The organism is Maridesulfovibrio salexigens DSM 2638 (genome assembly GCF_000023445.1).
Taxonomy (GTDB): Bacteria; Desulfobacterota; Desulfovibrionia; order Desulfovibrionales; family Desulfovibrionaceae; genus Maridesulfovibrio; species Maridesulfovibrio salexigens.
In genome coordinates, this window is sequence record NC_012881.1 from 3,790,796 (window position 1) to 3,802,726 (window position 11,931).

At 46.3% G+C, this 11,931-nt stretch carries 12 protein-coding genes; 4 read left to right on the forward strand and 8 right to left on the reverse strand.

Annotated elements, in window-relative coordinates; translation table 11 throughout:
- Positions 1-19 precede the first annotated feature (19 nt).
- The 5 genes from DESAL_RS17295 to pstB form a co-directional block, all read right to left on the reverse strand.
- Positions 20-775: an MBL fold metallo-hydrolase gene (locus DESAL_RS17295; protein WP_015853253.1), complete on the reverse strand. Its 756-nt coding sequence runs from the start codon at positions 773-775 to the stop codon at positions 20-22.
- 20 nt (positions 776-795) lie between these two features.
- Complete coding sequence (gene sppA, locus DESAL_RS17300; protein ID WP_015853254.1) at positions 796-1,677, reverse strand: signal peptide peptidase SppA; 882 nt, start codon at positions 1,675-1,677, stop codon at positions 796-798.
- Entirely contained in the window at positions 1,664-3,409 is a 1,746-nt protein-coding gene (locus DESAL_RS17305) for a 30S ribosomal protein S1 (RefSeq protein ID WP_015853255.1), read from the reverse strand. The genes sppA and DESAL_RS17305 overlap by 14 nt, the downstream gene beginning before the upstream one ends.
- A gap of 354 nt (positions 3,410-3,763) precedes the next feature.
- A complete protein-coding gene (gene phoU, locus DESAL_RS17310; protein WP_015853256.1) occupies positions 3,764-4,429 on the reverse strand; it encodes a phosphate signaling complex protein PhoU in 666 nt (221 codons plus the stop codon).
- A 57-nt stretch (positions 4,430-4,486) separates the two neighbouring features.
- Positions 4,487-5,248, reverse strand: a complete 762-nt coding sequence (gene pstB, locus DESAL_RS17315) for a phosphate ABC transporter ATP-binding protein PstB (protein WP_015853257.1) — start codon at positions 5,246-5,248, stop codon at positions 4,487-4,489.
- 310 nt (positions 5,249-5,558) lie between these two features.
- On the opposite strand from pstB, the gene DESAL_RS17320 reads away from it, so the two are divergent.
- The 3 genes from DESAL_RS17320 to DESAL_RS17330 all read left to right on the forward strand — a co-directional run bounded on the left by DESAL_RS17320 (position 5,559) and on the right by DESAL_RS17330 (position 6,743).
- Positions 5,559-5,906 carry a hypothetical protein gene (locus DESAL_RS17320; RefSeq protein ID WP_015853258.1) on the forward strand — a complete coding sequence of 116 codons (348 nt, stop codon included), beginning with the start codon at positions 5,559-5,561 and terminating at the stop codon, positions 5,904-5,906.
- A gap of 33 nt (positions 5,907-5,939) precedes the next feature.
- A complete protein-coding gene (locus DESAL_RS17325) occupies positions 5,940-6,281 on the forward strand; it encodes a DsrE family protein (protein ID WP_015853259.1) in 342 nt (113 codons plus the stop codon).
- A gap of 84 nt (positions 6,282-6,365) precedes the next feature.
- On the forward strand, positions 6,366-6,743 hold the full coding sequence (locus DESAL_RS17330; RefSeq protein WP_015853260.1) for a hypothetical protein: 378 nt from the start codon (positions 6,366-6,368) through the stop codon (positions 6,741-6,743).
- Between the two features lie 23 nt (positions 6,744-6,766).
- Here DESAL_RS17330 and DESAL_RS17335 read toward each other — a convergent pair whose 3' ends face one another.
- On the reverse strand, positions 6,767-7,513 hold the full coding sequence (locus DESAL_RS17335) for an AMIN domain-containing protein (protein WP_015853261.1): 747 nt from the start codon (positions 7,511-7,513) through the stop codon (positions 6,767-6,769).
- A 170-nt stretch (positions 7,514-7,683) separates the two neighbouring features.
- Positions 7,684-10,164 (reverse strand): glycogen/starch/alpha-glucan phosphorylase, encoded by a 2,481-nt coding sequence (locus DESAL_RS17340; RefSeq protein WP_015853262.1) that lies wholly within the window; start codon positions 10,162-10,164, stop codon positions 7,684-7,686.
- A gap of 474 nt (positions 10,165-10,638) precedes the next feature.
- Here DESAL_RS17340 and DESAL_RS17345 point away from each other — a divergent pair, with 474 nt between their 5' ends.
- A complete protein-coding gene (locus DESAL_RS17345) occupies positions 10,639-11,034 on the forward strand; it encodes a Ros/MucR family transcriptional regulator (RefSeq protein ID WP_015853263.1) in 396 nt (131 codons plus the stop codon).
- A gap of 101 nt (positions 11,035-11,135) precedes the next feature.
- On the opposite strand, the gene DESAL_RS17350 is transcribed toward DESAL_RS17345, so the two are convergent.
- Entirely contained in the window at positions 11,136-11,888 is a 753-nt protein-coding gene (locus tag DESAL_RS17350) for an OmpA/MotB family protein (protein WP_015853264.1), read from the reverse strand.
- Positions 11,889-11,931 lie beyond the last annotated feature (43 nt).

Sequence of the window (11,931 nt, forward strand, 5' to 3'; positions counted from 1 at the left end):
TGCAATAATAATGTCGAACTCAGCAAAGATCGACACAACACCCTTCTTTAGGCAAATACATTTCAAACTCATCAACCTGTGCGAACATTTCCGTAATCTGTACACTACAATAGGTTCGCACAAAAGGCTCCAAGTGCACAAGGGCTACTTTTCCCATTTCTGCAGAATGTGCAAACTCAATACATTCAGCAACACTGGAATGACCTTTGACAGACTCGTCCAACCCATAAGATTCAAGTATTCCAAGATCAACATTTCGTCCAACACTCAGGCAATCTTCAGTCAGACTTCCGTCTCCACTATAAAAGACGGTTTTTCCGGCACACTCTAAACGTAATCCCTGAGCGGACTCAGAATGATCCATAGCGCAGGTTCGCAAATTGAATCCCGCAACACTGCCCTCTTCTCCCGGACAGCACTCATGGAAGACAACATCAAACCCAAGCTTTGCCCGCATGGTGGGATAGGCGAGGTCTATGATCTGAACAACCTTACCCTCAATCCCCTGCGGTCCGCAAATGTGGATTTCCTTTGAACGCCCAGCCGTAAGACAAGAGCCGAAGATAAAGGGCAGCCCGAAAAAATGATCACCATGAAAATGAGAAATCCAGACCGCATCAAGCAAGGATGGGTCTTGGAGCTCACGTATACACTTATGTCCGGCATTGAAACCGCAATCGAGCAGGAAGTTTCGTCCTTCAGCATTCACTAAAACGGAAACATTGGTCTGCTTTGCGTCAAATGCGGAGCCCACGCCCAGAAAAGTGCACTTCATAAATCTGCTGCCCTGCTTAATTAATATGAAAAGATCAGCCCGTCTCCGGTAGCGGAACCTTCAGGGACAATTCCCAAATACCCCAGAATTTCCTTAAGCAACGGCTTTTCCTCTTCCGGACCTTCTATGACCTTTACATCACCTTCAATGTTGCAAAGAGCCTTGAGAACTGTCACAGAATCTTCAAAACCGCCGATGCGATCAACTAACCCGAGCTCTTTGGCTTCACGTCCGGTGATGGCTCGTCCGTCAGCAATCTTTTCAACCTGTTCACGGTCCAGCTTGCGCGCAGAAGCGACATCATCCACAAACTGATTATGCATATCCATAATCAACGCGGTCAGGTATTCTCGCTGTTCCGGGGTCAGCTCTGTAAAAGGGGAACCGGCAGCCTTCATCTTACCGCTTGTGATAATGACCGGTTTGACTCCGATCTTCTCCATAAGCTGGTGGAAATTGGCGTATTCGGCCTTAACTCCGATGGAACCGGTTATGGAACCGGAACTGGCCATAATCTTGGTCGCCGGAGCCGCAGCGTAGTACCCGCCGGAAGCCGCAACTGTGCCGAATGAGGCAACAATGGGTTTAACCTCGGCAAGCCGTTTAACGGCATGGTAGAGTTCCTGAGAAGGAGCAATAGTACCGCCCGGTGAATTAACCCGCAGCAGAACACCCTTCACAGAATCATCCCGGCGCAGATCACGCAGAAATTTTACCGTAGGCAATGAATTGGTTATGGTTCCCTGTACATTGACCACCCCGATCTTCCCGGCACTGAACAAGTCCACTTTTCCATGAAAAAAGGCTGCGGCTCCCCATAGGAGAGCCACAGCCATTAATAGCAGACTGAAACCGAATAGAAACGGATGTCTGACAGAGAAACCTTTCTTAGGATTCTTCATCCTCAGTCTCTGCTGCAGCTGCATCAGCTGCGTCAGCAAGTTTCTGCTTCAGCAGTTCGCCCAGAGTGTTACCGCTGTCGGCAGGACCGGAACGGAATTCTTTGGGCTGACGTTTTTCAGTGTCTTCCTTGAGCTGCTTGATGGAGAGGCCGAGACGACGCTCATCAGCAGATACGTGGATGACTTTAGCCTGAATGGTAACGCCTTCTTTGAACATCTCGGAGGGATTCTTGATCTTCTTGTGGGAGATTTCAGAAACGTGAACGAGACCTTCAATACCTTCTTCAACTTCTACGAAGAGGCCGAAGTCGGTGATGTTGGTAACGAGACCTTCAAGGGTGCAGCCAACGGGGTACTTAGTGGGTACCTGAGACCAGGGGTCTTCGGAAAGCTGTTTAACACCGAGGGTGAACTTCTCGTTTTCTTTATCAACAGTGAGGACTTTAGCCTGTACGGAGTCACCCACAGCGTATACTTCTGAAGGATGGCGAACCTTGCGGGTCCAGGAGATATCGGAAACGTGAATCAGGCCGTCAATGCCGTCTTCGATGCCGATGAACACACCGAATTCGGTGATGTTCTTGATCTGGCCTTCAAGGATAGTACCTTCGGGGAATTTCTCAGCAACAACATCCCAGGGGTTCGGCTTAACCTGTTTCATACCGAGGGAGATGCGCTTCTTGTCGGGGTCAACACCCAGAACAACTACGTCGACTTCGTCGCCAACGCGTACCATCTGGGAGGGGTGACGCAGCTTGCGGGTCCAGGACATTTCAGAAATGTGAACCAGACCTTCAACGCCAGCTTCCAACTCAACGAATGCACCGTAGTCAGCGAGGTTGGTAACCTTACCGGTGTACTTAGCACCTTCGGGGTATTTGCCGGAGATATCTTCCCACGGATCGGGAACGAGCTGTTTGAGACCGAGAGAAACTTTCTGGCCTTCTTTGTCGAAGTTCAGAACTTTCAGTTCAAGCTCATCACCGAGTGCGACCATTTCCTTAGGATGCTTGATGCGCTTCCAGGACATGTCTGTGATATGCAGAAGTCCGTCGAGACCGCCGAGGTCAATGAATACACCGTATTCGGTGATGTTCTTGACTTTACCTTTAACGGTCTGCTCTTCTTCAAGAGTTTCAAGCAGCTGGGAACGCATTTCGTTGCGCTGTTCTTCGAGAAGAACACGGCGGGAAACGATAACGTTGCTGCGACGACGGTTGATTTTGAGGATTTTGAATTCGTAGGTCTGATCCACGAGAGCGTCCATATCGGGAACGGGGCGCAGATCGACGTGAGAACCGGGCAGGAATGCTTCAACGCCACCGAGATCAACGGTGTAACCACCTTTGATGCGGCGAATGATTCTGCCTTCGACAACGCCTTCTTTTTCCTGCACTTCTTCGAGTTTATCGAAGAGCTGCATGCGTTTGGCTTTGTCGCGGGAAAGGTGGATGGTGCCTTCGTTTTCGTTTTTGTTAGCAACAAAAACGTCTACTTTATCACCAACAGCAACAGTCATGTTGCCGTCTGCATCCAAAAATTCAGATACTGCAATCTGGCCTTCGGACTTGAAGTTAACGTCGATAAGAACGAAGTCCTTGTCTACTTTAACTACTTCACCGGAAACGATGCTTCCTTCGTCCAGATTTCCGAAATCGGCGTTAAGATAGTCTTCAAGGGCAGCCTCAAAGTCCATTTCCATTTCGGCGTTCATGTTTTCATTGTTTTCCATGGGTTACCTCCAACAACGATGTCCTCGGACAAAATTTTGGCATATATATTATGGGAGAAGCGCATTGGATTCAACCTGCTCACGCGTTCCGAGGCAGCCGATGCCCAGATTGTCCGTTGACCCGAGGGGCCACACTTCAATCCCTAATGCCCGTTAAGGGACAATTCCCAGCGGGGATTAAACCCTACTGAGATTAAGAGAACTGCTTCTATCCTAAAAAAGGACATATGTAAACCTAATTCAATAGCCCCCAGGACCTGAAATCGTTTGCATTCAAAGCTTAAAACAAAAAAAGAGCCGGAGAAATCCGACTCTTTTAGTTAATTTTCCTATCCAGAAAATAAAGGCTACTGCCTAGCCCTTACATTGGTGCTTGATGTTTACACCCTTGGTAATGAAAATTACTGACTCGGCAATGTTTGTTGCCTGATCTGCAATACGTTCAAGATGACTGGCAGCCATAATCAGATGCACTCCTCGCTCAACAATCCTTGTCTCGGAAACCATATTCTCAATTAGTCCTTTAAGGATTCTGACATTCAGGGCATCTGCTTCGTTATCCATGCCGCAGACCTGAGCCGCAAGCTCATGATCCTCATCTGCAAAAGCCTTGACCGCTTTGCTGACCATATCTGATGCCACTGTGCAGATCTGATCGAGCTGCTGATTGAAAGGCAGCGGCGGACGGGTACTCAAAAACACAGCTCGATGGGCAAGGTTCACAGCCTGATCGCCGATTCGCTCAAGGTTGCTGCTAATGCGCATGGCTCCGACAATAAAGCGTAGATCTCTCGCCATAGGCTGATCCAGAGCCAGTAGGCTCAAGTTATGTTCATCAAGCTCACATTCAAGTTCATTAATCTTGATGTCATTCATAATGACATCTTCAGCAAGCTCGGCATTGCACTCAGCCAAAGCCTTTACGGAATTATGCATGGCTGTCTCCGCCATGCTCGACATCCTCAAAACCTGAACCTTCAAATCATCCATTTTTTTTATAAAATGAGCACGTTGCTCCATAAAAAAACACTCCTCAGCAGCCCATTAACCGGACCTCAACTATAATTCAAAATCGACTTAACCAAAACGACCGGTGATATAATCTTCAGTCTGTTTATTCTTTGGCTTCGTAAACATGGTTTCAGTTTTGCCTGTTTCAATAAGACGGCCCATATAAAAAAATGCGGTCTGATCGGAAACTCGCGCAGCCTGCTGCATGGAATGAGTAACAATGATGATGGTGAAATTCTTTTTGAGCTCGTGAATCAGGTCTTCGATCTTCTGGGTTGCGATGGGATCTAAAGCAGAGGCAGGCTCATCCATAAGCAGAACTTCAGGCTCAACAGCCAGAGCACGGGCAATACAAAGACGCTGCTGCTGCCCACCGGAAAGTCCGAGAGCAGAGGAATGCAAGCGGTCCTTAACTTCATCCCAGAGCGCTCCGCCTTTGAGACTGTCTTCCACTTTGTGAGCAATAAATTCCTTGTCCTGAATGCCGTTCACACGCAGGCCGTAAGCAACATTTTCAAATATGGATTTAGGAAAAGGGTTTGGCTTCTGAAAGACCATGCCCACGCGCCTTCTCAGGGTAACCACATCAAGCCCCTGAGCATAAATATTTTCCTCATCCAGAGTCAGGTCACCGTCAACACGGGTTCCGGGAATAAGGTCGTTCATCCTGTTCAGGCAGCGCAGAAAAGTACTCTTACCGCAACCGGAAGGTCCAATAAGCGCGGTAACCCTGTTTTCCTCAAAATCCATGGAGATATCCTCAAGAGCCTTGAAGTCCCCATAATAAAAATCCAAATTTTTAGAAGCGATCTTAACAGCTTGCCCCATTACATTGTCTCCATAATTATATAAAAATAAAATAGGATCAGGCTCAACCGATCCCTGATCTTACTTGATACTCACCAAATAGTGGTCAGTCAGCATCAGCTGACACAAACTAACTATCCGGCACGGGTTACAGAGCAATGACTCGGCTGTTACGTTTATGTTACGCAAAAAAAGACAACCAAAAGGTTGTGAGCTCTTTGTTCGGCACTCTTAAAAGCTTTCTCGTGCATGCTATTTAAAAACGCGAAGAGATCCACAGAGTGACCGCCCCCTTCTTCACAGCTTCAGGTGGATGGTGTACATGTCATAAATGAGTAAAGAAGCCCCAAATTCAATCCCGCCTGCTGTTTTTCAAAGAACAATGTTGCTGCTGGCAGAAAAACGTACAGCCATGACCACGCTGCGGACAGGTGCCGCCATCAGTCTAATCCCTTTATCCATCCTATCTTTTCTTGTAGCCATGATGGAAAAGTTGGATTTACACGCCGATCCGATTTTGTTGGGGATCACCTTGGCAGGTAATGCGGTATTAGTGGGTTTTGGGTTGTATCTCATTCGACGCGGATTAATCCGCATGCGTTTCCATGATCGCAAGCTGGATGAACTCAAGGAGCAATACCCCGAACTGCAAGAGTTGTTTTATCAAAATCCAGTTTAACTTTAAGAAATGTGCCCCAGATGAGGAGATATCATGAACTATAATGTAGTATTTCACTTTGACCACGATCCCCAAGCTCTGGAGATAGCGTTCAGTAACATAAAAAATTACATGACTTTTTTTGACAAAAACAAGACCTCGGTTGCCTTAGTGGTCAATGGCCCGGGCGCAAAACTCATGGTAAAATCAGGTGAATACACCGAGCAACTCCGCGAGATATCGCAACTCGGCGCCGCGATAAAAGTTTGCAACAATGCGCTTCATCATTTCAATATCGATCCCGAGCAACTATGCCCGGAGTGCGTCGTTGTCCCTGCCGGGATTGTTGAGATAGTAGAGTTGCAAAACAAGGGTTTCTCTTATGTAAAACCATGATGTGACACAAAGTTTATGCCAAATCATCACCGTTAGTTTTTCAACAAGATACTAATTGAGCATTGATCAGAGAGAGGCGAAAGAATGTCAGAAAGTAAAGGGTACGACCTGCAGGAGCTTGCAGAAGAGTTTCTACATTTTGAACCGGACAATCAATTTTCATCCATTGACTGCGAACCATTCGTACAAGCTATGGCCGACCCTGAGCCTGAATTTGTAATCCCATTTATAAAAAAAAGGATCGAAAAGGGGAGCGACAAAAAGACAGCCATACGTGATTTGTACGCTTTCTTTCTTGATAAGCGTTATTATTCACGGATGAACTTTTTATTTTTTGCATTTGATGTTTTTTGTAGCAAAGTCGATCTTCCCGCTGAAATTCTCGAGATTACGCCTTTACCCCATGAAGAAGGAGTCCCTTCTTTCAAGCACAAATTATCGCCTGGCTATAAAGTTGAGTGAATATCACAAATCAAAAAATATAATTAAAATCCTAAATCAAATGACAGCCCTTTATCGTGCTTACGCACTACCGGTTTTATTTTCGCGGGAGCAGCTTTCTCATCAAGGTAAACAACTACACGAATTTTATCCGGATGTTCGCCAAGTATAATCTTCTGAACCGGGCAGTCTTTCAAGCGGTAAAGCGATTTAGCCTTATTCTGCCATTTACCGTGAAGATCAAGAACCAGACGGCGCGGTTTTGCAAGATTAAACCAGCTGACTTTTCCGGGAGCAGCAGAAAGAGCAACATCGACAGAAGCTTTGGAAGATTCACAAGCAAAGCTCACTTTTGAGACTATCCTTTTAGAAACAGAAGACTTAGATACCTTTTTGGTCACTTTTTTCTGTTCCGCAACCTTTGATTCAGCGACCTTAGGTTCTGGAGCCTTAGTCTTTTCAACAGGCTTTTCAGCAACGGAGACAGCTTCCGCTTTCTTCTCCACCACAGGAGACGGCTGAGCAACAGAAGATTCCTTTCCACTGATATCAGCTTCATTCAACTCTTCTGCTACATCAGGCGCAGTGGACTTCTCGGAATCAAGAGGTAAAACCATCTTTGTTACCTCCCGGCGCACAACAGGACCTTCCCCTTCCTGCTGCCGGGTTACTTCCACTTTTTCAGCAAAAAAAGCATCAAAGAAGCCCATATGGAAGAGAGCTGTGCAAACTCCTACCAACAACATAAGGACCAGTAACAGGGCTGTAAAAGGACGAAATTTCATTTTCATTATCTGTAATCCTTTTTTGTTATCATTTCAGAGGCGATAATATAAGAGAATTTCCAGCTTAAGGCAAAGCCGCCCTCACCCCGCTAACTACATAGGCTGACACAAAAGCATATCCGCCTGCCCTCAATGAAGACAGACGGATATGTTAATTGTTCGCAAAAATAATAAAATTATTTGTCCATTTTCATAGGCCGCACTCCCCAGATGTTTCGTGCATAATCCATAATAGCCCGGTCACTGGAGAAATGCCCAGAGCCGGCAGTGTTGAGAATTGAACTGCGCAACCATTTCTTGCAATCCATCCACAATTCATCCACACGATCCTGCGCATCTACATAACTGCGGTAATCGGCAAGGACCATATACTGATCACCGCCGTTAAACAAAGTATCAAGAATCGGCCTGAACAATTCCCGGTCCCCTTCAGAGAAAGTACCGTCACCAATGTAATGCAGGGCCTCGGCCAACTCCTGATCCGTAGAAGCTATTTCTGAGGGATTATAGCCATTGTGCCTGCGCGCGCCCACTTCATCGGCATCCATACCGAAGATAAACATATGTTCACGGCCCACCTCTTCCATTATCTCAATATTAGCTCCATCAAGGGTGCCGATGGTCAAAGCACCGTTCAAGGCGAACTTCATATTTCCGGTCCCCGAAGCCTCGGTACCTGCAAGAGAGATCTGCTCCGAAAGATCAGTAGCCGGAATAATACGCTCTGCCTGCGAAACCCGGTAGTTGGGCATAAAGGCAATGCGTAACTTATGGTTTACAGCAGAATCGGAGTTCACCACCGCTCCCACGGAGTTGATCAGCCGGATGATACGCTTGGCTATGAAATAGCCCGGAGCGGCCTTACCTGCAAAAATCTTCAAACGTGGAACAGTAACACTATTGGGGTCTTTCTTTAGACGGCAATAAAGAGTCACAGCATGGAGAACATTGAGCAATTGTCTCTTGTACTCATGAATACGTTTTACATGTACATCATACATCCAGTCCGCAGGCAGGTAGAGCCCGTATTCACTGCGAGCATATTCCACCAGCCGCTGCTTTTCCTTGAGTTTGCATTTATACCAGCGATCCTGAAACTCCGGATCTTCAGCCAGAGGCTCAAGCTTACGTAACTGAGCAAGGTCGGTAACCCAATCTTCACCTATCTTTTCAGTGATAAGCTCGGATAAAGGCTGATTGCATTGGCGTAACCATCTGCGTGGAGTAATACCGTTTGTAACCGAGGTGAAGCGGCCCGGGTACATTTCCACAAAATCCTGAAAGATGCTCTTCTTAATCAATTCTCCATGCAGAGCTGAGACCCCGTTCACAATGAAGCTGCCCACAACAGCCAGCCATGCCATACGCACCTGCGGAGAATCACTGTCCTCGACTATGGACATGCGCTTAAGCCTATTCTCATCGCCGGGAAAGCGACTCTTCACATCTTCCATGAAACGGCGGTTGATCTCGAAAATTATGGAGACATGCCGGGGCAGGACCTTGCGCATCATGTCCAGCGGCCATGTTTCAAGGGCTTCCGGCATGACAGTATGGTTGGTGTAAGCAAAAGTGCGGCGGCAAATGCGCCATGCCACATCCCAGTTCAGCATATGCTCATCAATCAGGATACGCATGAGTTCCGGAATAGCGATTGCTGGGTGGGTTTCGTTAAGCTGGACTACAGCCCGGTTGGGAAGTTCGGAAAAATCGAGCTTAAGCTTCATAAAACGGCGCATCATATCCTGAATAGTTGCCGAGACAAAAAAGTACTGCTGCACAAGACGCAACTCGCGCCCTTCACTTAACCTGTCATTGGGATAAAGCACCTTGGAAATGGTCTGTGAACGGACAGCATCTTCCATGGAACGGATGTAGTCACCACTGTTAAACAGATCAAAATTAAACCGTCTTGCAGGCTGCGCTTCCCAGAGGCGCATGTTAATAACATTTCCATTCCTGTATCCCGGGATAAGCATATCAACAGGCACTGCCATAACCTTTGCGCTGTCCGCCCAGCGATGGCGTACCGAACCGTCCTCATGCGTATACTGCTCTTCGCGTCCGTAAAGACGGACAGTAAACATAAAACCTTTGCGGTTGAATTCCCATGGATTACCACTATGCAGCCAGTCGTCCGGGGCTTCAACCTGTTCGCCGTTTTCAATGGCCTGTTTGAATATTCCGTACTCATACCTGATTCCATATCCGTATCCGGGAATGCCGAGACTCGCCATAGAATCGAGGAAACATGAAGCGAGCCTCCCCAACCCGCCGTTCCCCAGTCCGGCATCAGCTTCGGCACCTTCAGCCTCATCAAGGGTAACACCGAATTTTTCCAAGACCTCGGTTACTTCCTTTTCCACCCCGAGGCTTATGGTGTTGCTTGCCAGCGACTTTCCAGTCAGGAACTCCAAAGAAAGATAATAAACACTTTTGGCCCGCTGATTGTAGTAGGAACGCTGGGTTTTTATCCAGTTTCCTACAAGCCGGTCACGCAATGTGTATGCAAGCGATTGATAAAGCGAAAACAGGTCGGTACGGCCATAATCACGGCCCAAATACGACAGGTGATGCCGGCAGACACAATTAACAAGGGATTCAACGTCCATTCCCCCAATCTCTTCCAGAAACTCAGCAATATCCTTTTTAGGCATAGCTTCCTCTCTATCTATTCGAAATTGATATCTTTAAATCCACACGTATCAAAACAAAAACCAACACTGCCTCACAAAAATAAGTTCTACATAGTTATTATACATCAACTCACCAAAAAAAGTAACGCAAACATATTTTTTTGATTGCAACAAAAGACAACTGCCAGACATATAGAAATCAAACTGAATTACTAAATCCCTAAGCAGTTGGTTAAACCATACTAAATTCGGCAAGTTATTATATGTTGCACATCAGACTTCTAAAAAAGTAGAAAGTTTTTTAATATTCTACTTCACCTTTATATGCATATAATGCTATTCATGGTTAGTCTTAGTTGATTAAATTTTCTAAGAGGATATTCACTTTAATCTAAAGTTTATACACCAAACACAATACGTTCCTACATCAACAGACTAAAAAATATTTAATACATAAATTATACGGCAACCGTAAAACATGGGAAGGGAGAGAATATGGAAGATCATCTTAAAGAAGCACTTGAAATAGTAAAAGCACAGGCCAGTGTTAGAACCATGACTGAAGAAGAAATTACTTCCATGGTACATAAACTTGCCGCAGGAATAAAAAAAATAAGCGAAGGAATGCTCGACAGCAACTCTCCAGAACCGACTCCCCCGGTAGACCCCAAGAAAGCGATCAGGGAAAAAAGCATTATCTGCCTTGAGTCAGGAAAATCATTTAAAGTCCTGACCAAAAGACATCTGGCAAAATACGGCCTGACTCCTGACGAGTATCGCGAAAAGTGGGGATACGCCAAAAAGACTCCGCTGGTCTGTAAATCCCTGCAACGGGAAAGGCGCAAGAAGATGAAGGAAATGAAACTCTGGGAAAAACGCAAGAAACAATAGAGCGTTCAAAAAAACTAAAACATAAAACAAAATGCCCGGTATCTTTTCAGATACCGGGCATTTTCAATACAATAAAAATTAGTTCTACAAGCTGCCTGTTTTTACCAATTATCAGAAGGCGGCTGGTAATAAAATTCCACCCTGCGGTTGATAGCCCTGTTTCTATTGGAAGTATTGGGAACCAAAGGTTTAGTCCCGGCATACCCTACAGCCTTTAACCTCTTCGATGAAACACCGGACTTTTTGAGTATGTAACGCAGGCAGGAAGCCGCCCGGGCAGCTGAAAGCTCCCAGTTGGAACTGTAAATATTATTCTTGGTAGCCCGGTCATCTGTATGTCCGCGCACCACCAGATTAAAATCTTTCTTTTTCATAATACTGGCCACCTTATCCAGCAGGACAGTGGCCTTGGGATTAATCTGGGCGGTTCCGGGTTTAAAAATAGCCCGGGTGGGAACCCTGACCAGAACCCCCTGCTGGTCAGTATTCACTGCCATCAGCTTCTCCATTTTACCCGCCGAGATAAAAGCCCTGATATCAACCTCAAGGGCATGCATATCTTTTTTGGCTTTTGCGCTTACGGAAGAAGCGGAGTGGGGACTTTTGGAAAAGGCCATATGCTTTCCGGATTTATCCTGACTCTGCATACCAAAAGCATCGCGCATGGAACCTTTCAAGGTCTCAAAGTTGGCAACATCCTGGTTAGCAAAGGAAAGCAGCAAAACAAAAAAACAAAGCAGCAGGGTAACCATATCCGCAAAGGTGGCCATCCACGGCGGCAAGCCTTCTTCCGGCGGCGGCTCCGCTTTAGCTTTCGCTACAATATATATTATCTCTTCTTTTTTACGGGGCACTAAAATACACTCCGGGCAAAACCGTTCTATTCAAAAAACAGAT

Bases quoted from the DNA above. Each gene is read 5' to 3' on its own strand.
- sppA (WP_015853254.1), bottom strand. From the start codon at position 1,677: ATGAAGAATCCTAAGAAAGGTTTCTCTGTCAGACATCCGTTTCTATTC.
- DESAL_RS17335 (WP_015853261.1), bottom strand. From the start codon at position 7,513: ATGAAAATGAAATTTCGTCCTTTTACAGCCCTGTTACTGGTCCTTATG.
- DESAL_RS17295 (WP_015853253.1), bottom strand. From the start codon at position 775: ATGAAGTGCACTTTTCTGGGCGTGGGCTCCGCATTTGACGCAAAGCAG.
- DESAL_RS17330 (WP_015853260.1), top strand. From the start codon at position 6,366: ATGTCAGAAAGTAAAGGGTACGACCTGCAGGAGCTTGCAGAAGAGTTT.
- DESAL_RS17340 (WP_015853262.1), bottom strand. From the start codon at position 10,164: ATGCCTAAAAAGGATATTGCTGAGTTTCTGGAAGAGATTGGGGGAATG.
- pstB (WP_015853257.1), bottom strand. From the start codon at position 5,248: ATGGGGCAAGCTGTTAAGATCGCTTCTAAAAATTTGGATTTTTATTAT.
- DESAL_RS17305 (WP_015853255.1), bottom strand. From the start codon at position 3,409: ATGGAAAACAATGAAAACATGAACGCCGAAATGGAAATGGACTTTGAG.
- DESAL_RS17325 (WP_015853259.1), top strand. From the start codon at position 5,940: ATGAACTATAATGTAGTATTTCACTTTGACCACGATCCCCAAGCTCTG.
- DESAL_RS17320 (WP_015853258.1), top strand. From the start codon at position 5,559: ATGAGTAAAGAAGCCCCAAATTCAATCCCGCCTGCTGTTTTTCAAAGA.
- phoU (WP_015853256.1), bottom strand. From the start codon at position 4,429: ATGGAGCAACGTGCTCATTTTATAAAAAAAATGGATGATTTGAAGGTT.
- DESAL_RS17345 (WP_015853263.1), top strand. From the start codon at position 10,639: ATGGAAGATCATCTTAAAGAAGCACTTGAAATAGTAAAAGCACAGGCC.